19 protein-coding genes are annotated in these 21,208 nt (G+C 31.0%); 10 read left to right on the top strand and 9 right to left on the bottom strand.

Annotated elements, in window-relative coordinates; genetic code table 11:
- Positions 1-2 precede the first annotated feature (2 nt).
- The 3 genes from B4L98_RS03070 (at position 3) to B4L98_RS03080 (ending at position 5,159) form a co-directional block, all read left to right on the top strand.
- A complete protein-coding gene (locus B4L98_RS03070) occupies positions 3-1,349 on the top strand; it encodes a sigma-54-dependent transcriptional regulator (RefSeq protein WP_286494930.1) in 1,347 nt (448 codons plus the stop codon).
- Positions 1,350-1,414: 65 nt separating this feature from the next.
- Entirely contained in the window at positions 1,415-2,671 is a 1,257-nt protein-coding gene (locus B4L98_RS03075; protein ID WP_286494821.1) for a sensor histidine kinase, read from the top strand.
- Positions 2,672-2,756: 85 nt separating this feature from the next.
- Entirely contained in the window at positions 2,757-5,159 is a 2,403-nt protein-coding gene (locus B4L98_RS03080; protein WP_291077508.1) for a heavy metal translocating P-type ATPase, read from the top strand.
- A gap of 58 nt (positions 5,160-5,217) precedes the next feature.
- On the opposite strand, the gene B4L98_RS03085 is transcribed toward B4L98_RS03080, so the two are convergent.
- The 3 genes from B4L98_RS03085 to fumC form a co-directional block, all read right to left on the bottom strand.
- A complete protein-coding gene (locus B4L98_RS03085) occupies positions 5,218-5,670 on the bottom strand; it encodes an RES family NAD+ phosphorylase (protein ID WP_180904386.1) in 453 nt (150 codons plus the stop codon).
- Between the two features lie 2 nt (positions 5,671-5,672).
- Positions 5,673-6,107, bottom strand: a complete 435-nt coding sequence (locus tag B4L98_RS03090; RefSeq protein ID WP_221854470.1) for an antitoxin Xre/MbcA/ParS toxin-binding domain-containing protein — start codon at positions 6,105-6,107, stop codon at positions 5,673-5,675.
- A 128-nt stretch (positions 6,108-6,235) separates the two neighbouring features.
- On the bottom strand, positions 6,236-7,633 hold the full coding sequence (fumC, locus tag B4L98_RS03095; protein WP_180904387.1) for a class II fumarate hydratase: 1,398 nt from the start codon (positions 7,631-7,633) through the stop codon (positions 6,236-6,238).
- Positions 7,634-7,769: 136 nt separating this feature from the next.
- On the opposite strand from fumC, the gene B4L98_RS03100 reads away from it, so the two are divergent.
- On the top strand, positions 7,770-7,976 hold the full coding sequence (locus B4L98_RS03100) for a hypothetical protein (protein ID WP_038334195.1): 207 nt from the start codon (positions 7,770-7,772) through the stop codon (positions 7,974-7,976).
- Positions 7,977-8,026: 50 nt separating this feature from the next.
- Here B4L98_RS03100 and B4L98_RS03105 read toward each other — a convergent pair whose 3' ends face one another.
- Positions 8,027-8,479, bottom strand: a complete 453-nt coding sequence (locus B4L98_RS03105; protein WP_115000556.1) for an SRPBCC family protein — start codon at positions 8,477-8,479, stop codon at positions 8,027-8,029.
- 104 nt (positions 8,480-8,583) lie between these two features.
- Between B4L98_RS03105 and pafA the strand changes: the two genes are divergently transcribed.
- The 6 genes from pafA to B4L98_RS03135 all read left to right on the top strand — a co-directional run bounded on the left by pafA (position 8,584) and on the right by B4L98_RS03135 (position 15,131).
- Positions 8,584-10,230 carry an alkaline phosphatase PafA gene (gene pafA / locus B4L98_RS03110; protein ID WP_286494818.1) on the top strand — a complete coding sequence of 549 codons (1,647 nt, stop codon included), beginning with the start codon at positions 8,584-8,586 and terminating at the stop codon, positions 10,228-10,230.
- Positions 10,231-10,636: 406 nt separating this feature from the next.
- A complete protein-coding gene (locus B4L98_RS03115) occupies positions 10,637-11,698 on the top strand; it encodes a linear amide C-N hydrolase (protein ID WP_286494817.1) in 1,062 nt (353 codons plus the stop codon).
- Between the two features lie 54 nt (positions 11,699-11,752).
- Complete coding sequence (locus B4L98_RS03120) at positions 11,753-12,922, top strand: porin (RefSeq protein WP_286494816.1); 1,170 nt, start codon at positions 11,753-11,755, stop codon at positions 12,920-12,922.
- A gap of 70 nt (positions 12,923-12,992) precedes the next feature.
- Positions 12,993-13,769: a hypothetical protein gene (locus B4L98_RS03125; protein WP_291077510.1), complete on the top strand. Its 777-nt coding sequence runs from the start codon at positions 12,993-12,995 to the stop codon at positions 13,767-13,769.
- A 21-nt stretch (positions 13,770-13,790) separates the two neighbouring features.
- Positions 13,791-14,228 (top strand): copper resistance protein NlpE, encoded by a 438-nt coding sequence (locus B4L98_RS03130; protein ID WP_286494814.1) that lies wholly within the window; start codon positions 13,791-13,793, stop codon positions 14,226-14,228.
- 69 nt (positions 14,229-14,297) lie between these two features.
- Complete coding sequence (locus B4L98_RS03135) at positions 14,298-15,131, top strand: sulfurtransferase (RefSeq protein ID WP_286494813.1); 834 nt, start codon at positions 14,298-14,300, stop codon at positions 15,129-15,131.
- Positions 15,132-15,193: 62 nt separating this feature from the next.
- On the opposite strand, the gene ctlX is transcribed toward B4L98_RS03135, so the two are convergent.
- From ctlX to B4L98_RS03160, 5 genes are all read right to left on the bottom strand, one after another.
- Positions 15,194-16,141, bottom strand: coding sequence for a citrulline utilization hydrolase CtlX (gene ctlX / locus B4L98_RS03140; RefSeq protein ID WP_286494812.1), 948 nt, complete (start codon positions 16,139-16,141; stop codon positions 15,194-15,196).
- Position 16,142: 1 nt separating this feature from the next.
- On the bottom strand, positions 16,143-17,057 hold the full coding sequence (locus B4L98_RS03145; RefSeq protein ID WP_291059140.1) for a dimethylarginine dimethylaminohydrolase family protein: 915 nt from the start codon (positions 17,055-17,057) through the stop codon (positions 16,143-16,145).
- Between the two features lie 78 nt (positions 17,058-17,135).
- Positions 17,136-18,113, bottom strand: a complete 978-nt coding sequence (locus tag B4L98_RS03150) for an amidohydrolase family protein (protein ID WP_125349365.1) — start codon at positions 18,111-18,113, stop codon at positions 17,136-17,138.
- A gap of 466 nt (positions 18,114-18,579) precedes the next feature.
- Positions 18,580-18,861: a hypothetical protein gene (locus B4L98_RS03155; protein WP_038335788.1), complete on the bottom strand. Its 282-nt coding sequence runs from the start codon at positions 18,859-18,861 to the stop codon at positions 18,580-18,582.
- A gap of 43 nt (positions 18,862-18,904) precedes the next feature.
- The gene (locus B4L98_RS03160; protein WP_286494810.1) at positions 18,905-21,139 is read right to left on the bottom strand and encodes a RelA/SpoT family protein; all 2,235 of its coding nucleotides are present in this window, start codon (positions 21,137-21,139) and stop codon (positions 18,905-18,907) included.
- Between the last annotated feature and the right edge of the window lie 69 nt (positions 21,140-21,208).

The following is a 21,208-nucleotide window of genomic DNA, read 5'->3' on the forward strand; positions in this document are numbered from 1 at the left end:
ATATGAAGAAAACTTTAGCCACTATACTGATTTTAGACGATCAAGAAGAAATATTAATTGCAAGTCGACTACTTTTGAAACGCCAATTCGAAACAATTATCACTTGTTCTGATCCTAAAAAGATTCCTCAAATCTTGGTAGAAAATGAAATTGATGTTGTTTTAATGGACATGAATTTTAGAACAGGTTATGAAGATGGAAAAGAAGGAATTTTTTGGCTGAAAGAAATTCAACATGCGCAACCAAAAACGAGAGTAATTTTAATGACTTCCTATGGAAGTGTAGAAACTGCGGTTGAAGGTTTAAAACTTGGTGCGATTGATTATATTTTAAAACCATGGGATAATGATAAATTAGTTAATCTTATAAAAGAAGCGATAAAACAACTTAGAAAATCGAGGAAAATAAAAGAAGCGAAAGAAAATAAGTTGTTTTACGGAAATTCTCCGAGTATCGAAAAAGTATATAAAATCACCAATAAAATTGCAAAAACCGATGCAACAATCTTGATTTTAGGCGAAAATGGTACAGGAAAATCAGTTTTGGCAAAATCAATTCATGAAAATTCTTCTCGAAATACAGAAAAATTTGTTCATGTTGATTTAGGTTCTTTAAACGAAAATCTATTTGAAAGTGAATTATTTGGATATAAAAAAGGTGCGTTTACCGATGCAAAAGAAGATACAATTGGTCGATTTGAAGCAGCAAATAATGGAACAATTTTTTTAGATGAAATTGGGAATTTACCAAATCATTTACAAGCAAAACTTTTGCAAGTAATTCAGAATAAAGAAATTATTCGTTTAGGAGAAAGTTTACCAAGAAAAATTGATGTTCGGATTATTGTTGCTACGAATGCGAATCTTGAAAATGCAGTAAAAGAAGGTCGTTTTAGGGAAGATTTATATTATCGAATCAATACAATTTCAGTTACAATGCCAAGTCTTAGCGAACGAAAAGAAGATATTAAACCTTTGATTGATTATTTTTTAGAACTTTATGTTGATAAATATGAAGTAGAAAAACCTATTATCCATGAACAAATTTTACATCAATTAGAAAACTACGATTGGAACGGAAACATTCGAGAATTGCAAAACAGAATCGAACGTGCAATTATTTTGGCTGAAGAAAATGAAATTACGATTGAAAATATAGGTTTCACAACATTTATTCCTCAAAAAATAACAGATAATTCAAATAATTTGAACGAAATAGAGCGAAATAAAATTGTAGAACGTTTACATTTTTTTGAAGGAAATATTAGTAAAACAGCCGAAAATTTAGGTGTTTCTCGTGCTGCTTTATATCGAAAATTAGAAAAATATAACATTACGAATTATAAATAATGAAACGCAATTCTCTTATTTTTCAGTTAGTACTCAGAATACTTTTTTTAGCATTTCTTTTGTTTATGTTGGCTTTTATTGGAATCAAAAATTATTGGTTTTCATTTACATTTGTATGTATTATTACAATTGTTTCGATTACGGAAATAATTCATTTTTCTAAAAATTATCTTTCTAAAAATCAGAAAATTATAGATGCTTTATTGTACAATGACTTTAGCTTAAATATTAATCAAAATCAATATAAAAAAGACAATTCTGTATTAAAATTATATCATAAAATTAGAGAAGAACATGTTTTAAATTCGTCTAAAGAAATCATTTATCATCAATTATTGAATGCAGTTCCGTTTGGCTTTTTGATTCTTAAAAAAGAAGAAAATGATCGAAAAATTATATTTATCAATCATCATTTTCAAAAGATATTTAGCGTTCCAAAATCAAGTTCGTGGAATTATCTAAAAAAATTGATTCCACAGTTTTGTGAAACTTTAGAAAATAAAGAATTTGATGATTTTAAAAGTACAATTGACATACAAATTAATGATGAAGAGCGACAAACTTATCTGATTCAGAACACAAAAACGTTGATTGCTCATGATGAATATGCGATTATTTTTATTGATTCGATTCAGCGCGTGATTGATTCCACTGAAAAAGAGGCTTGGATGAATATTATGAAAGTTATTGCGCATGAAATCATCAATTCTTTGACGCCTATTTATTCATTAGCAAATACCACAAAAACTTATTTTGAAGCGAATCATTTAGACAAAAATGATTATGATGATATTCGTTTGAGTTTGGATACAATTATGAATAGAAGTCAGCATTTACAGACGTTTGTAGAGCAATATCGTAAATTGACCATGTTACCAAACCCTGTTAAATCGTTACAAAATTTGTATGAAATTGTCCAAGGAATTGAACAATCTTTTTCGGCTGAATTTCATCAAAAAAATATTGTTTTTCAGAATTTAATTCCACAAAATATTGAAGTTGAAATTGATCGTATCTTATTTGAACAAGTTTTGATTAACTTAATCAAAAATGCGATTTATTCATTAGAAAATGTAGAAACTAAATCTATTGAAATTTCATCGAAACAAACTGATAATCGATTGCAAATTATTATTCAAGATTCTGGACAATTGATTGATGAAGAAATCATTTCCAAAATATTTTTACCTTTTTATACAACTCGAAAAGATGGTGCAGGAATTGGCTTAACACTTTCCAAAAACATTATAGAAGCGCACAAAGGTTATTTGTATTATCAACAAAATGATGGCGTGAAACGTTTTAATATCATCTTAAAGTAATTAGTAAAAAGTGTAACTTTAACCTCTAATTATATAATACTTTCTCGCCAAAATCTTTGGAAATTTGTCCCATAAAATTACTGTTATGAATGCACTAACACTTACTATACCGATTATCAATTTGAATTCAGAAAAAGATGTTGAACTCATCAATAAATTACTTTCTGAAATAGAAAATCTTGATGAATATGCTGTGAATTTAGATGCTAAAACGATTAACGTTTCGGCAAAGAAATTATGGAAAGTTTCCCCTAAAATCTACGAAACTTTAAAGCAAAATAACTTCAAAATAGATTCTGTCGAAAAATCGTATCCCGTTCTCAATATGACGTGTGCTTCGTGTGCGAGTAGTTCTCAAGCGAATCTTAATCGTCAGTTAGGTGTTGTAAATGCGGAAGTGAATTACGGAAATGGAATGGGAAAAATAGAGTACATTCCTACTTTAGTTTCTCCAGAAAATTTGAAAAATGCTTTAGTAGAAGTTGGCTATGATTTGGTGATTGATGAATCTAAAAATCAAGATGAAGAAATAGAACAACTTCACGAAGAAAAGTATAAAACGCTGAAAAATAAAGTGATTTGGGCTTTAATTTTTGGAGTTCCTTTATTTATTATCGGAATGTTTTTTATGGATATGCCTTACGGAAATTACATTATGTGGGCACTTTCTACGCCAATTCTTTTCATTTTTGGACAACAATTTTTCGTCGGGGCTTGGAAACAACTGAAAAATAAATCGGCTAATATGGATACTTTAGTTGCTTTGAGTACAAGTGTAGCCTATCTTTTCAGCATTTTTAATACATTATTTCCAGAATATTGGCATAGCAAAGGTTTGCACGCGCATCCTTACTTTGAAGCGGCTGGTTTAATCATCGTTTTTATCTTGATTGGTAAATTGATGGAAGAACGTGCAAAAGGAAATACTTCGGAAGCGATCAAGAAATTAATCGGTTTAAAACCTAATAATGTGTTGGTTGTGAAAGATGGAAATCAGGTTGAAATTAAAATTGAAGATGTACAAATTGGAGATTTGATTATTGCCAAACCTGGAGATAAAATTGCTGTCGATGGGATTATTGTTTCGGGAGAATCATTTATCGATGAAAGTTCATTGACGGGAGAGCCTATTCCGGTCGAAAAAGGAATTGATACAAATGTCTTTTCAGGGACTTTAAATCAAAATTCTTCCATTCAATACAAAGCGTTGAAAGTTGGGAATGATACGCTTTTGGCTCAAATTATTCAATCAGTAAAAAATGCGCAAGGAAGTAAAGCTCCAGTTCAACAATTGGTAGATAAAATTGCAGGTGTTTTTGTTCCAATTGTGATTATTATTGCAATTCTAACGTTTATTACTTGGTTAGTTTTAGGTCAAGAAAATGCCTTTACAATGGCTCTTTTATCGATGATTACTGTGCTTGTTATAGCTTGTCCCTGTGCGCTTGGTTTAGCTACCCCAACAGCGATTATGGTTGGAATGGGAAAAGGTGCTGAGCAAGGAATTTTAATCAAAAATGCCGAAAGTTTAGAATTAGCGAAGAAAATTGATACAATTATTTTAGATAAAACAGGAACAATTACCGAAGGAAAACCGAAAGTACAAGAATTGATTTGGTTTGATGATTCTGCTAAAAATGTACTTTATACAATCGAAAATAATTCGCAACATCCTTTAGCAAAAGCGATTACAGAACATATTGGAGAGCAAGATATTTTACCTGAACTAAAAATTGAAGATGTATCTGGAAAAGGTTTGAAAGCTAATATTTTAGATAACGTTTATTATGTTGGAAAAACAAGTTGGATTACTGAATTAAATATTCAGATTGATGAAAAGGTTGAACAAGCTATTCAAGATTTTTCGACTAAAAATTATACCACTTCTTTCTTTGGAAATGATGAAAAAGTTTTGGGATTAATTGGAATTTCTGATGAAATAAAAGCTACTTCTGTTGAAGCTATTAATGCTTTTCACGAAAAAGGAATTGAAGTTTGGATGGTAACTGGTGACAATGAATTTTCGGCAAATGCAATTGCAAAACAAGTCGGAATTGATCAAGTTGTCGCAAATGCTTTACCAAATGATAAAATGAATATTATCAAAGATTTGCAACAAAAAGGAAAAGTTGTCGCAATGGTTGGTGATGGAATTAATGATAGTGCAGCGTTGGCTCAAGCAGATGTTTCGATTGCGATGGGAAATGGTTCTGATATAGCGATTGATGTGGCAGAAGTTACATTGATTGGAGGAGATTTGACAAAAATCGATCATGCGATTAATCTTTCAACACAAACAGTCAAAACAATTCATCAAAATTTATTTTGGGCATTTATTTACAATGTAATCGGAATTCCAATCGCTGCTGGAGTACTTTATCCAATTAATGGATTTTTGTTAGATCCTATGATTGCTGGTGCTGCAATGGCTTTGAGTAGTGTAAGTGTTGTAACAAATAGTTTATTGTTAAAGTATAAAAAGATTTAAAAAACTTTAAAATATTCATAAAAAAATCGGCTAAATATTTAGTCGATTTTTTTGTGTTTTATAACAAACGATCATCCCAATTATAATCTTCTAATTCTTTGATTTTAACCTTTGAAGAAAAATCAGGATGTTTTGTATTGATTAAATAATTATATTCTTTTGGAATGATTGACGATGGAACTTTGATAACCAAATATTTAAAATCCTGATACCAAGCAGAACCAATCTCTTGTAACTCGGGATAAGCCTCTACAGATTGCCAATTCCTAGGTAATTTAGACTTTTTAATTTCATAAATTTCATCTTCTTCGCAATCAATTTCTATCACTAATAATTTGTACGAGTTATCAATGCTAATAGAACTTCTATGCACCACCAATTCTAAGGTTGAAAGCGCGCGAGAACTTCCTGCATAAATAACAAATTCATCATTTTTATTCCATCTGTTGGCAACTCCAGAAGCTTGTAATGATTTTGAATATTTCGCTTTACGAATATTGTAAACTAACATTGTTAGACGTTTTCTCCGTATTCTATCGCAGTCAAACGATTATCGATAAATTTCAGACCTGAAACTGTATCAAGAAAATCTGCTGGCGATTTTTTATCTAACAAAACATTAGGCGTCGTTAACCATTTCTCGAAATCATCTTTTGTATTGAAAACCTCCATACCGTGTTTGTATAAAGAAATCAATAAAACAATATGCTCTTTTGTATTATCTTTTAGAGAAACATCTTTCGTTTTATAATTTCTGTATGTACGCGTTGTGATATTTAACCAACTTGAGATTATTTCGTCTTTTAACGTTGATAATTCATCAAGATATTGAATGTATTTTTGATCAATATTATAACGATTTACGTAAAAATAAACACTCGTAAAATCTCTTACTTCAGGGATTTCATTTATGATTTGTTCGTATTTTTTTAGTTTAACAGTTGCCATAATTCTAAACTTTTATTAAAGTTACAATTTTTCCACTTAATAAAGGAACTTTTTCTCAAATTTAAATAAATTTAACAAAAAAAGAGGCTGCTTAGGCAACCTCTTCTTATATAATGATTTAAAATTTCTTATTTCAAAGAACCAACCATATCTTCTGGTTTTACCCATTCGTCAAATTCTTCAGCAGTTACATACCCTAATGCGATTGCAGTTTCTTTTAACGTTGAGTTATTTTTGTGAGCTGTTTGAGCAATTTCAGCAGCTTTGTAGTAACCAATTTTCGTATTAAGTGCTGTAACTAACATTAATGAATTATCAACTAATTCTTTGATACGAGCATAATTTGGCTCAATACCTTGCGCACAATGCTCATCAAAAGACACACAAGCATCTCCTAATAAACGTGCAGATTGTAAGAAGTTTGCAGCCATAACTGGTTTGAAAACATTCAATTCATAATGACCTTGAGTTCCTCCAATTGTAATTGCAACATCGTTACCCATAACTTGAGCTGCAACCATTGTTAATGCCTCACATTGAGTTGGATTTACTTTACCTGGCATGATAGAAGATCCTGGTTCGTTTTCTGGAATGATAATTTCTCCAATACCTGAACGAGGTCCAGAAGCTAACATACGAACGTCATTTGCAATTTTGTTTAATGAAACAGCTAATTGTTTCAAAGCTCCGTGAGTTTCTACGATTGCATCGTGAGCAGCTAATGCTTCGAACTTATTTTCTGCTGTTACAAATGGATGACCTGTAAATTCAGCAATGTATTTAGCAACTAAAACATCGTATCCTTCTGGCGTGTTAAGACCTGTACCTACAGCAGTTCCACCTAAAGCAACTTCAGATAAATGCTCTAATGTATTTCTTAAAGCTTTTAAACCGTGGTTTAATTGCGCTACATATCCAGAAATCTCTTGACCTAAAGTTAATGGAGTTGCATCCATTAAGTGTGTACGACCAATTTTTACAACAGATTTAAACTCTTCTGCTTTCTTAGCTAATGTGTCACGTAATTGCTCAACACCTGGAATTGTTACTTCAACAACTGCTTTGTAAGCAGCAATGTGCATACCTGTTGGGAAAGTATCATTAGAAGATTGAGATTTGTTAACGTCGTCATTCGCTTTAAGAACTGGTTCACCTTCTCCAATTTTGAATCCAGCTAAAACTTGCGCACGATTAGCAACAACTTCATTCACATTCATATTAGATTGAGTTCCTGAACCTGTTTGCCAAATTACTAAAGGAAATTGATCATCTAATTTTCCTGCTAAAATTTCGTCACATACAGCAGCAATAGCATCACGTTTTTCAACTGGTAAAACACCTAATTCAGCATTTGCATAAGCAGCAGCTTTCTTAAGATAAGCGAAACCTTCCACAATTTCATGAGGCATAGAAGCCGCAGGGCCAATTTTAAAGTTGTTGCGAGAACGTTCTGTTTGAGCACCCCAATATTTATCTGCAGGAACTTTTACTTCCCCCATGGTGTCTTTCTCAATTCTGTATTCCATTTTGGTATTTTTTATTATTTATATATTGTTTACTTATCTCACAAATTTAAGAAATCGTTTGATGAAAGAAAAGTGATTAATGTTAGTATTTCTATAAATTTTATTTACTAAGTTTGTATCACATAAAAATAAAATCATGATTCAATTTTTAGGTTTCTTATTATTCTTAACAATCGCTTTATGCGGATTCTGGGGTATCATCTTTTTTGCAACGATGGCTATTTCTTGGATTCCATTTTGGGTTGCGAATTTAAGAAAAGAAAAAGCTGGAATAGTAACAGCAGAAGATCCTCGTCCGATTTTACCAAATCAAGAAGGAATCACAGTATTATTCAAAAAATAATAAGCTGTAAAAAAAAATTAAAAGGAACTTGACGAAGTTCCTTTTTTTATTTATTCGACTTTCGAATCTTCTTCATAATTTCCTTCCAAATAATTTTTCAAACTAATTCGGATAATTTCTGTCCAACCAGCTTCAAAACTTTCGCGCGAGAAATTTTTATCATCAGGCGGAAAAGTTTCAATTCCTTCATGAATCAACGTTAATTTTGTTTGCGGAACAATTTCATCTGTTAATTCATCCAAAATAAATGTAACAACAGAATTTCCTTCGTAGACAGGATATTTCCATGTATAAGCTAACAATTTAGTCGGCTCTACTTCTACTATTTTACAGTGATGTAAATACGATCCGCCATAAAACTCAAATTCGAATCCAACTTCTGGAACAAACTTCTTAATATCAAAATACCATTTATCAAAAGCAGATTTTGTCGTTAAGGCATTCCACACTTTATCAATTGAAACATCAAAAATTTCTACTATTTCTACAGGCTTTGCACTCATATTCTATTTTTTTATGATTTTGTTTAATTTACTAATTTTTTAATTATTATTTAAATTTAGCCCAAAATTTAATTGTTACATTTGCTATGTGTAAAATTTTTAAAATGAAATTTAATAAAACTTTTTTAAGTGTTTTAGGGTTATTTGCTGGTCTTTCGCTATATGCGCAACAAGAGGTTAGCCGTCCAAAACTAGTAGTTGGTATCGTTGTCGATCAAATGCGATGGGATTATTTATATCGTTACCAAGATAGATATTCTACAGGAGGTTTCAATCGTATGTTAAACGAAGGTTTTAGCAACGAAAATACCTATATTCCTTATATACCTACTTATACAGCTATCGGTCATAGCACTATTTATACAGGTTCTGTGCCTGCTATTCACGGAATTGCTGGGAACGATTTTATCATTCAAGCAACAGGACAAGAAATGTATTGTACGCAAGATGATGCTGTAAATGGGGTTGGAACTTCATCAAAAGCAGGAAAAATGTCTCCAAAAAACTTGTTAACTTCTACAGTTACTGATCAATTAAAATTATCAACAAATTTCCGTTCAAAAGTATATGGAGTTTCGTTAAAAGATCGTGGAGGAATATTACCTGCAGGTCATTTTGCTGATGCTGCTTTTTGGTTTGATGGAGAATCTGGTAACTGGGTTTCGAGTACATTTTATATGAATGAGTTGCCAAAATGGTTACAAAAATTCAACGATAAAAAAGTTCCTGAAAAATATTTAGACAAATGGAACACACTTTATCCGATTGATACTTATGTACAAAGTGAAAAAGATGGAAATCCATATCGCGAAAATTATAAAGGATTAGATAAAATGCAATTTCCTTATGATTTGAAAGCGTTGAAAAAAGAAAATGGTTTAGGTTTGATTCGCTCTACTCCTTTCGGAAATTCGTTAACAAAAGATATCGCGATTGAAATTATTGATAACGAAAAATTAGGTCAAAATGAGAAAGGAATTACAGATTTTTTAGCGGTTAGTTTCTCTTCTACTGATTATGTTGGACATCAATTTTCTCCAAATACAATCGAAGCCGAAGATACTTATTTGCGTTTAGATAAAGACTTGGAACAATTATTTAATCACTTAGACCAAAAAGTTGGAAAAGGGCAATATTTAGTTTTCTTAACTGCAGATCATGGTGGAGCTCATAATCCTAAATATTTCCAAGATAAAAAAGGTAATGCAGGATACTTTCCAACTGGAGAAGTAAAAAAAGCATTAAATGCTAAATTACAAGAGAAATTCAAATCTACTGATATTGTACGCTCATTGACAAATTATCAGGTTCATTTGAATTATCAAACGATCGAACAAAATAAATTAGACGAAGAAGATATCAAAGAAGAAATCGTAAAGTTTATGCAAAAAGTTGATGGTGTTTCTTTCGTAGCTGATATGGATAAAATTGGAGAAGCTTCTATTCCTGCGATTATCAAAGAACGAATGGTTAACGGTTACAATCGTAAACGTAGCGGTGCTATTACTTATATTTTAGAACCACAATGGTACGGCGGAAAACAAAATGCTGGAGGAACAACACACGGAACTTGGGGGGCTTACGATGCTCACATTCCATTTGTTTTGATGGGTTGGGGTATAAAACATGGTAAAAATAATAACCGTGTTTATATGACAGATATCGCACCTACAGTTGCCGCTTTGCTACATATAGAAGAGCCAAACGGAAATATTGGCGAACCAGTTTCTGAAGTAACAAATCCAAAATAATCTTATAAAAGATAATTCTAAAAACGCAACTTAATTAGTTGCGTTTTTTTTTGTTTCTATAATTATTATTTACTCTATTTCAATTGTTTAAATTTTATAATTAAAGAAATTAACGATTAACATCTATAACATTATTTTGATAAATAATAAGCTCATATTATTGATAATGAGAAAAATATAAATAAGAGGGGGTAATGAGGGATTTGTTTTAAGAGGAAAATCAGCATTTTTCGTTGATTTGTAATAGAAGATAATTATACAAAATCATGAGAAATTATAGAACGTTATAATATTCCAAAAACAACATTGTATAAATGGATAATTTTTAATATTCTGCACAATATTAGTAAAAGAGTATAATTTTCTCCAATTAAATTAATAACTTTAATATTCTAAATACATCATAATGAAAAAGACTTTTTTAAGTAAATTAACTTTGACATTATTTTCTACCAACCTATTTTTTTTATTATCTCCACAACTAGATGCTTGCACAAGAGTTGTCTATAAAGGTCCAGAAAATACTGTAATCACAGCTCGTTCTATGGATTGGAAAGATGAAATTGATGCAAATATTTGGGTTTTTCCTAGAGGTATAGATCGATCTGGCAACGTTGGAAATGCTTCGGAAAAATGGACTTCAAAATACGGAAGTGTAATTGCAAGTGCTTGGGACATTGCGACAACAGATGGCATGAACGAAAAAGGACTTGTTGCGAATGTTTTGTGGTTAGTAGAAAGCCAGTATCCTCAATTTAATCCAAAAGGAACAAAGCCAGGTGTTACAATTGCAGCTTGGGCACAATATGTTTTAGATAATTATGCTACAGTAAAAGAAGCTGTAGATGATTTGAGAAAAGAAAAATTTGTAATTGTTTCTGACTACATTCCAGGTACTCAAAAATTTACAACTTTACATCTTTCAATTTCTGATGCAAATGGAGACAATGCAATTTTCGAATATGTAAACGGGAAATTAAAAATACACCATGATCCTTCTTATACAGTAATGACAAATTCTCCAGTTTTTGATGAGCAATTAGCAATTAATCAATATTGGAAAGGGATTCCAGGAACAATTATGTTACCAGGAACTAACAGAGCTGCTGATCGTTATGTAAGAGCATCATATTACATTAATGCAATTCCGCAAACCGCTGATACTCGCACTTCTACTGCAAGTGTTTTTAGTGTTATCAGAAATGTATCGGTTCCGTTAGGAATTTCTTCAGAAGCAGAACCTAACATATCGTCTACAAGATGGAGATCAGTTTCTGATCATAAAAATCTTGTTTATTACTTTGAAACTACAAAAACTCCAAATACATTTTGGGTTGATTTAAAGAAAATTGATTTTGGTAAAAATGCAAAAACAAAACGATTAAGCGTAAGTAAAAATGAAACGTATGCTGGCGAAACTTCACAACTTTTTAGTGATACAAAACCATTTACATTTGTTGGAATTTAGATCGAAAAATTAATCAATATTTTTCTTGCAAATAGTTCTAAATCAACATTCAATATGATTGCCAATAACAAACATTTTATATCTGCCTTTTTATTATTAGGATCTATTGTTTATGCTCAAAAATCAAATGATACAATTGATATTTCGATAAGACCTTACACTAGTTTGAGAGGTCATCTTGCTGTGCATGATAAAGTAATGGAGCTACAAGAAAATGCCTCTCGTGCTGGAATTGAAATTAATCTAAAAAAAGGAAATATTGCATTTGTAGCTGGTATTGAACTCCAAATAAATATGTTCAAAGGTAACTCGTCGTTTAATGTTGATGGAAATTTAGATAGTGATCTTTTGACAATTGTTTCAGAACAAAAACAACAAGTTTTTGGTAATCGCTTGGGTTACTTAGGTATTGATTTGTCTAAATATGGTAAAATAACATTTGGTAAACAATGGAGTGTTTACCGTGATGTTACAGCTTATACAGATCGTTTTAATGTATTTGGAGGACGCGCTTCTGCAACTTTTACAGGTGGAACAGATGGTGGTTTGCTAGGAACAGGACGAGCAGATCAATCAATAATTTATAGAAATAAAATTAAAGCTTTTCAATTTGGTGCTCAAATCCAAACAAAAGGTGGAAATGATGATAAGATTATTGATGGTTTTGGTTTTTCAGCTCAATTAGAATTAAATCAAAATATTAGTATTGGAGCTGCATTTAACCGTGCTTTTATAGCTCAAAACTTAATTGATGATAATCATATCTTAGGTTTATCAGGACATCCAACTTTTTATTCAATTGGTTTAAAATATACGAGTAAACAATTTGATGTTAGTCTACTTGGAATTTTACAGCAAAATGGTGATTTTATACCTATTTCATATCAATCTGAAAATACAATTAATCCTTCATATGTTTTTGATGCAAAAGGTTTTGAGACAGCGTTGAAATATAAACTAAATAAATTTTCAATTTTAGGAGGTTATAATTTATATGTTCCTGAAACAAAGAAATCTGTAGAAAATATAATCATTGATAAAAATTTCAGACGAAGTGATTTCATTACAGGATTAGAATATTATCCGATGAAATATGTACAATTATATACAGAACAGCGTATCTCTTTTGGTAAAAATTATATTGGTAAAAAAGAACAAAGTGTTTTTACATTGGGAATGAAACTAGATTTATCTAGACAATTTAATAAGAAACTTAACCTATAATAAAACCACAACTAACTTAACTTTTCTCTCTATCATTTGAAATAATTAATAAAACGAAACTTAAAAAATTATGTTTAACTTTTTTCAAAAAAGCACATTTTTAATTCTATTAGCATCAAGTACGCAAACTTTTGCTCAAGACTCAATTCAGCCAGATGATTCTTGGCATTTCAAAGTAGAGCCAAATATGATGTTGCCTCATATGAAAGGAAAAGCGAGTGTTTCTCGACTTCCGAATGTACATGTAAGTCAATCCCCTTCAGACTTTTTTGAGCATTTGAAATTTGCTGGAATGTTAATTTTTGAAGCCGAAAACAAAGATTGGGTGATTACATCTGATATTATTTATGCTTCTTTAGCTGCAAATGTTAAAAAAGACCCTTTAGTTTTGGATGGTAAATTAACAGTAAAACAATTCTCTTTTGAAGCAGGTTTATTGAGAAAAATTACACCTTGGCTAGAAGCTGGTATTAGTATGAACCTTGTAAATATTAAATCTGGATTTGATATAAATCTAATCAATCCAGTTTCTTTAAAACCAATGCATTTAGATCGTAGTATTTCTAAAACTTGGGTAGATCCAATGTTAGTTGCAAGAACAAGAAGTTTACCAAACAAAAAGTTTTTGTATAATGTTTCTGGAGAAATTGGAGGATTTGGAATCGGCTCAAAATTAGCATGGCAATTAGAAGGATTGGCTGGTTATCAATTCTCTGATTTATTTTACGCAATGGCGGGCTATCAAATCATAAGTATGGACTACGAGAAAGGAAGTAACAATTCCAACTTTGTTTATGATATGGATATGTTTGGACCAATGATAAAAATTGGCTTTAACTTAAAATAATAACCTTAAAATAAATATATTATGAAAAAATTATTTGTATTATGTGCTTTTACAAGCATATTATTCACAGCTTGCGAAAAAAAGACTGAAAGTACTCCTGCCACTGAAAATAAATCATCACAAAAAATCGATGACTCCACTTCTCAATCTGCTTTAGATTGGGACGGAACTTATGAGGGCGTGATCCCTTGTGCTGATTGTGAAGGAATTAAAACAGAATTAACTTTAAATCAAGATAATACATATACCTTAACAGAGGAATATATCGACAAAAACCTAAAGGTTGAAAATCAAGGTAATATTACGTGGACTGATGATGGTAATTCAATTTCATTAAAAACAAAAGACGATGAATATAAACGTTATAAGGTTGGAGAGAATATTTTATTCCAATTAGATTTAGAAGGAAATGAAATTACTGGAGCTTTAGCACAAAATTATCAGTTAAAGAAAAAATAAATAAGATAGATAAGAAAACGTAACCAAAAATGGTTGCGTTTTTTTACTTTTATAAAAAATAAAACAGAAATGACTTTCAATTCACCAATCATATCAACACAAGAATTACATGATAATCTATATCTTAAAAATTTAATTATTTTAGATTGTACGATTGATAAAGTTGGACAATCAATAAAAGATCAAGAATTAAAATTAATTCCGAATTCTCTTTTCTTTGATTTGGAAGGAAAATTTTCTGATCATTCTTCGCAATTTCCTCATACATTTGTTGATGAAGAAACTTTTACAAAAGAAGCTCAAAATTTGGGCATTAATCAAGATTCTATCATCGTTTGTTATGATCGTTGGGGAGTTTATTCGAGTCCGAGAGTTTGGTGGATGTTCAAAGTAATGGGACACAATGAAATATATGTTTTAGATGGCGGATTACATGTTTGGATGGATAATAATTTTGTCACAACTTCTACTTATTTTCTACCTACTATAAAAGGTGACTTTATTGCTGACTTTCAATCGAATTGGTTTGCTGATACACAAGTTATGTTAAATGCAATAAATGATGATTCAAAAATGATTATAGATGCTCGATCAGAAGGGCGTTTCAAGGGGACTTCTCCTGAGCCAAGACAAGGTTTACGAAGCGGACATATTCCAGCTTCTAAGAATTTATTTTTTGAAAATGTTTTGGCTGATACATCATATAAATCAAAAGAAAAACTGAAAGCAATTTTCGAAAAATTGACAGATTCATCCAAAGAAAATATTTTTTCGTGCGGTTCTGGTGTTACAGCTTCCATCCTAGCCTTGGCTTCGACAATTGCAGGTTTTGATAAGGTAAAAGTTTATGATGGTTCTTGGTCTGAATGGGGCGCTGACGAAAATTTACCGATTGAAAGATAGTTTAAAACTATTTTGCATGATTTACAAATCCGAGTAAAAAACTCGGATTTGTAAATTTTAAGCTAAATGTTTTTATTTTTTGGTAAGAAAACTTCCGCCATCATACAGCGAGCGCTTCCTCCTCCTAATTTTTCAATCAAATCTATCTTAACAGGTAATATTGGATTATAAGCCTCAATTTTAGAAATTTGTTCTTGATTAAGCGAATTATAAGCCGTTTGTGACATCACCAAATATGATTGTCCTAAACCTCCAACTTGCAACATATTGCCAGCAAATTGATGCACTTGTGCTTCTGTAATTGCAATTATTTCTTTTCCAGCTTCTAATAAATACTCACAAACTGTTTTCTTTTCTTTTTTATCATCGATAGAATCCAAACAAATAATCGCATACTTATCTGCAATACACATCATTACATTTGTATGATAAATTGGTTTGCGTTCTCCATTTACAGTTTGATTCGCATGAAAAATAACTGGCGTATATTCTAATTCCTCACAAAATTCAATCAATAAATCTTCATCAGTTCGTTGAGAAATACATGCATAAGCCAATTCATGCTCGCGATCAAGAATAATACTTCCTGTTCCTTCCAGGAAAATTTCGTCTTCTTCTGCCGATGTAAAATCAATCACATCATCAATATGAAAACCTTTTTCTTCCAACAAACTCAATACATCTTCTTCACGACGCTCTTGTCTCCTATTTTTTGCAAACATAGGATATAACACAACATTTCCGTTATCATGAAAAGAAATCCAATTGTTTGGGAAGATTGAATCTGGCGTATGCGGTGAAGCAGTATCTTTGATCGTGATAACATTTACACCTTTTGAACGCAAAGCAGAAACCATTCCTTGAAATTCTTCTAACGCTTCTTTCTGAATATCTTCTTGAGAATCTGTTGTTTCTGTTTGGAAATAATTGTTAACAGCCGTTTCTGGATTGTAATAAAAAGCTGTTGGCTCAACCATCAAAATAGTTGACGTATATTGTTTTTGTTTCATGTTATTTTCTGATTAATGGCATTGTAGAACATCTTAGTAAACCTCCCATTTTAGAAACTTCGCGGTAATTAATTCGTTCCACTTTTATGTTCCATACATTTTCTAAATGATCATTTAAACGTATAAAATTTTTCTCAGAAACAACAACTTCAGGAGAAATTGAAAACACATTTGGATTCATCCAATACATTTCTTCTTTTGTTACTTCGAATAAATTTTCTTTTCCAAAAATATCGACAATTTGCTGATATTCATTCTCAAATAAAAAGCCATCTTTGTAAATAATTGCTTTGTCTTTCCCAACAGGATTGAAAGTGCAATCTAAATGTAAAATTCCTTCATATGGATTTTCATCATTCTTTTTCAATTCAAAATCCAATACTTTTTTATTCGGAAATTTAGCTTTGATATACTTTACAAACTCAACATTTGTACGTCCTGTTTTATAATTTTTGAAATCTGCTTGTTTGTACGTTCCAACAAAAATATAATCGTTATACAAAATCACATCGCCACCTTCTACATAAACTTCTTCTGGTAATGCATTGATTTTATTTCCTTTGAATTGACGTTTTATTTCGCGATACGCTTGCAATTCTTCTAAACGATCTGGAATAATATTCGAGATAAAGAATTCATCATCAATAACAAAACCGACATCTCGAGAGAAAACTTGATTGCAATCTTCGATCAATGTTGGACGTAAAACTTCAACATTATATTTCTTCAAAACTTGTTCAAATTCTGACATTTCCGCAATCAAATCTTCTTCTTTTGGATAATCATAATTCTTTACGGTTTCATAAGATTTGGCATCGAACGTCTGATCAAGTGTTGGATTAGCTCCGTTAGATTCTGCTCGACCCAAGACTACAGTTTGCAGTTGAGCCGTTTCATTCTGTACATTTAATCGCATAATTTATTGTAGTTTTTAATTTTATGTTCCAAAAAAAATCCCGCAATAGCGAGATTTAATTTTGTATAAATATACATTTTATTTTTGAATTCCTAAAGCTTTCAAACCATTTACTGTTGCAATATTTGAAAGTTGTTCCACATCATAAAAGTGACAAGACTCTAGCATTACTCTCAATTCTGTAAGTAAATGACCATCAGAAAAAGGTTTATAAATATCATTAATATTATCTGTTCCGAAGGCAACGTTAATTCCTCTTGGAATCATTTCATCAACTGGCGTTACCGAGTTGTGCGAAGGCGCCAAACGCTCTGTACGATTGTGATCTATCCAAGCAGTTGGACAAGAAACAATGTGCATATCTGCTTTTTTAATTAAATCATATAATTCGTAACGATATTTTCTTGGATGAGCCGCTACAGAAATTGAGTGAACCGCAGAAACTTTTCCTTGCATTCCGTGTTCAATCGTTTTCAAAGCTAATTGTTCCGTTTCTTTTTCTTCGTCTGTGTTAAATTGATCAACATGAACGTGAACCAATTTATTTTTTGCTTTTGCAGTTGATAATAAAATATCTAAATGCTCATCTTCTCGACCGAAATCTTTTGCAGGTAAACCTCCGATAATATCCACAAAATCAGAAGACATATCAAACCATTCGCGCGCTTTTGGATCGATAACTCCTTTCAGTACTTGATTTGCAAAACGCATTTCGATGTCTTTTCCGTAATTATCTTTTAAGCGTTGAGCAGCTTGTATACTACGATCTTCAATCACTTCATCCGCATCAATAAAAGAACCAATTGCTTGACAACCTTGCTCTAACATGAAATTAATCGCTTTTTCCATTCGGAAATAAATATCATCAACAGATGAATTACGTTTCATATCATCAACTAAATGCCATTTTTCTTTTAAGTAAGAATTTGATAATGCGAAAGTGTCCGAAGTCAATGAATAAGCTCTATCTAAGTGTGAATGCGTATTAACCCAACCTCCTTTTTCGTTGATTTTTTCAAGTACTTCTTCAATTGGATTATAGTTCTGTTTGTTCATCGTGAGTTTGTTTGTTTTCGGGATGTAAAATTAACAAGATTATTCAATAGAAATGAAGCGATATTATCAAAAAGATTTCTGTAACTTTGTGCCTTTGTTAGTAACATGAGCAAGCAAAAAAAATCCAACAATAGTTGGACTTTTTTGTTTGTTTATTTTTTTTAAGAAAAAGTTCTATTTTACCATCTGGATATTTTGAATTAGGCTTTGTAAATTTTAAATCATCTACTAAATCCATATTTACTGCAATAAAACTTGCATAATCAACATCTTTTCCGTCAATTGAATAACCTATTTTTAAATCTTTTTTTGGTTAAGAAATGATTAATTTAGAATTTTTAATTCCAGGAATTGTATCATTCAAAGTTTTAGATTGTGCAAAACTCAACAATGGAAGAAATAAAAAAGCTAATAGTAATTTTTTCATATCATTAATATTTGTTCCATAATTTCTCAAACTTTTATGTTATGATTCTTTCTCTTTTTTGGAAACAATATCAATTTTTCCGTTTGGATATTTTTTATCTGTTTTGATTACTGTAATATATTTAATTTCATCTGGACTCATTTTCGTAAAAATACTTTTATCAACTCTCTCTCCATCAATAAAAATTGCAGGTCTACTATTTTCATATTCAGAAATAGATATAGAACTTGGTACAATTCTATTTAAAACTTTTTCATTTGAATTTTCTTGTGCAAAACTCAACATTGGAAGAAATGCAAAAGCTAATAATATTTTTTTCATAAATCGTTAATTTATATAAAGTTAATTAAATATTTTATAAAAACTAATTTTTGTATGTTCGTTTTACAGATTGAATTCCTTCAATATTTTTCATTTCCATCATGATTTTTTCTAATTCGGCTTTATTTTTAACTGAAACTGTAATCTTTCCATCAAAAATACCTGCATCCTCAGATAAATTAATACTATGCATGTTCAACGAGTTATTTTTTGAAATAACTAACGTAATATCACTCACCATTCCAGCTCGATCCAAACCTTGTAACTCAATCAACGCTTTAAATTCTTGTTGAGAAGAATCAATCCATTTCGCTTTTATAATTCTGTACGCATAATTTGCTTGTAACGAAACTGAGTTTGGACAATCTACCTTATGTACTTTTATTCCTTTTGAAACTGTGATAAAACCATATACTTTGTCACCCGGAATTGGATTACAACAACTCGCTAATTCATAATCTAAACGCTCTTCATCATTCCCAAAAACAAGACTATCTAATTTCGTTTTGTCGATAGAAATATTATCTTTTTTAGTTGTATTGAATGTTGATTTTCTGAAACGGTTAATCAATCCTGTGAAACCAGTATTTCGTTCTGCAAATTTACGTAAATCATTGTTGTCAATAATTCCCATTGCAACATTATAAAATACATCTTGACTCGAACTTAACTTAAAGTATTGCTGTAACTGATTAATCGTATTTTCACTAAAATCAACCTTTAAATGTCTTAATTTACGTTGAATAATTTCTTTTCCATCTTCTGCAACTTTACGTTTATCTGAGTTTAAAGAAGCTTTAATTTTACTTCTCGCTTTACTCGTTACAACATATTCTAACCACTCTAATTTTGGTTTTTGTTGTGTTGATGTAATGATTTCTACTTGATCACCACTTTGCAATTGATGCGACAGCGGATACAATTTTCCATTCACTTTTGCACCCAAACAATGGTCACCAACATTGGTGTGAATAGAGTAAGCAAAATCCAACGAACTCGCTCCTTTTGGTAACGAATGCAAGTCTCCTTTTGGCGTAAAAACATAAATCTCTTTGGAGTACAAATTGAACTTGAAATTATCCATAAACTCAATCGCATCCTTAGTATCTTCTTGCTCCAACATTTCACGAACTTGATGAATCCATTCATCAACTTTCGTTTCGTCGTCCGATATATTTTCTTTGTATTTATAATGTGCTGCGATACCCATTTCGGCAACTTCGTCCATTCTTTCGGAACGAATTTGTACTTCTACCCAAAGCGCTTGTGGTCCCATAACCGTTACGTGAAGCGATTCATAACCAGTAGTTTTGGGTTGAGAAATCCAGTCGCGCATACGTTTTGGATTTGGAATAAATAAATCCGTCACCAACGAATAAATTTTCCAAGCTAAGAATTTTTCATTCTTTTTATCTGAACGATAAATTACACGAATCGCAAACAAATCAAAAACTTCCTCGAAAGGAATTCCTTGATTAATCATTTTTCGATAAATTGAATTGATTGATTTTGAACGACCTTTGATCTCAAATTCTAAACCTTCGGCTTCAAGTTTTTCTGAAATAGTCTTACAGAAATCATCAATGTATTTTTTTCTTTCGGCTTCAGTTTCTGTTAATTTATGTTCAATATTAAAATATGCATCTGGTTTAGTGTATTTCAAACTCAAATCTTCTAGTTCAGATTTGATGTTATACAATCCCATTCTGTGAGCCAAAGGCGCATATATAAAAATAGTTTCGGATGCTATTTTTAACTGTTTATCCTCTCGCATACTTTCTAACGTACGCATATTGTGTAAACGATCGGCAATTTTGATCAAAATCACACGCACATCTTCAGATAAAGTCAGTAATAATTTTTTATAATTTTCAGATTGTATCGAAACATCTTGTTTATTTAAGACAGCAATTTTTGTTAATCCATCTATAATTTTTGCAATCTTTTTTCCAAAAAGTTTCTCAATATCTTCTAACGTATATTCAGTATCTTCTACTACATCATGCATTAAAGCCGCAGAAATTGATGTAGCACCAAGCCCAATTTCGTCAGCAACAATTTTGGCAACAGCAATCGGATGATAGATATATGGCTCGCCTGTTTTTCTACGCTGATCTTTATGCGCATCAACAGCCAAATCAAAAGCTTTACGAATCAGCTTTTTATCTTCATCTGATAAAGTGACATATGTATTTTGAAGCATCTCTTTATAACGTCTCGTTATCTCAATGTTCTCTCTCTCTAATTGTTCGTCTGTAATAACATGAGGCGTATCCATCTTTCTTATGTTTTTGTTGATTTAGAAAAAAGCTTTAATTCCCTTTATTTATCTGCTTTCTTCGAAGGA

Origin of the sequence: Empedobacter sp. UBA5528 (assembly GCF_002426075.1) — a bacterium.
In the GTDB taxonomy this organism is placed as follows: domain Bacteria; phylum Bacteroidota; class Bacteroidia; order Flavobacteriales; family Weeksellaceae; genus Empedobacter; species Empedobacter falsenii_B.

What these genes read in the sequence shown, in the direction of transcription:
- B4L98_RS03080 (WP_291077508.1), top strand. Translation starts at nt 2,757, where the DNA reads ATGAATGCACTAACACTTACTATACCGATTATCAATTTGAATTCAGAA.
- B4L98_RS03090 (WP_221854470.1), bottom strand. Translation starts at nt 6,107, where the DNA reads ATGGCAACTGTTAAACTAAAAAAATACGAACAAATCATAAATGAAATC.
- B4L98_RS03135 (WP_286494813.1), top strand. Translation starts at nt 14,298, where the DNA reads ATGACTTTCAATTCACCAATCATATCAACACAAGAATTACATGATAAT.
- B4L98_RS03130 (WP_286494814.1), top strand. Translation starts at nt 13,791, where the DNA reads ATGAAAAAATTATTTGTATTATGTGCTTTTACAAGCATATTATTCACA.
- B4L98_RS03070 (WP_286494930.1), top strand. Translation starts at nt 3, where the DNA reads ATGAAGAAAACTTTAGCCACTATACTGATTTTAGACGATCAAGAAGAA.
- B4L98_RS03115 (WP_286494817.1), top strand. Translation starts at nt 10,637, where the DNA reads ATGAAAAAGACTTTTTTAAGTAAATTAACTTTGACATTATTTTCTACC.
- B4L98_RS03155 (WP_038335788.1), bottom strand. Translation starts at nt 18,861, where the DNA reads ATGAAAAAAATATTATTAGCTTTTGCATTTCTTCCAATGTTGAGTTTT.
- fumC (WP_180904387.1), bottom strand. Translation starts at nt 7,633, where the DNA reads ATGGAATACAGAATTGAGAAAGACACCATGGGGGAAGTAAAAGTTCCT.
- pafA (WP_286494818.1), top strand. Translation starts at nt 8,584, where the DNA reads ATGAAATTTAATAAAACTTTTTTAAGTGTTTTAGGGTTATTTGCTGGT.
- B4L98_RS03125 (WP_291077510.1), top strand. Translation starts at nt 12,993, where the DNA reads ATGTTTAACTTTTTTCAAAAAAGCACATTTTTAATTCTATTAGCATCA.
- ctlX (WP_286494812.1), bottom strand. Translation starts at nt 16,141, where the DNA reads ATGAAACAAAAACAATATACGTCAACTATTTTGATGGTTGAGCCAACA.
- B4L98_RS03120 (WP_286494816.1), top strand. Translation starts at nt 11,753, where the DNA reads ATGATTGCCAATAACAAACATTTTATATCTGCCTTTTTATTATTAGGA.
- B4L98_RS03075 (WP_286494821.1), top strand. Translation starts at nt 1,415, where the DNA reads ATGTTGGCTTTTATTGGAATCAAAAATTATTGGTTTTCATTTACATTT.
- B4L98_RS03160 (WP_286494810.1), bottom strand. Translation starts at nt 21,139, where the DNA reads ATGGATACGCCTCATGTTATTACAGACGAACAATTAGAGAGAGAGAAC.
- B4L98_RS03150 (WP_125349365.1), bottom strand. Translation starts at nt 18,113, where the DNA reads ATGAACAAACAGAACTATAATCCAATTGAAGAAGTACTTGAAAAAATC.
- B4L98_RS03085 (WP_180904386.1), bottom strand. Translation starts at nt 5,670, where the DNA reads ATGTTAGTTTACAATATTCGTAAAGCGAAATATTCAAAATCATTACAA.
- B4L98_RS03105 (WP_115000556.1), bottom strand. Translation starts at nt 8,479, where the DNA reads ATGAGTGCAAAGCCTGTAGAAATAGTAGAAATTTTTGATGTTTCAATT.
- B4L98_RS03100 (WP_038334195.1), top strand. Translation starts at nt 7,770, where the DNA reads ATGATTCAATTTTTAGGTTTCTTATTATTCTTAACAATCGCTTTATGC.
- B4L98_RS03145 (WP_291059140.1), bottom strand. Translation starts at nt 17,057, where the DNA reads ATGCGATTAAATGTACAGAATGAAACGGCTCAACTGCAAACTGTAGTC.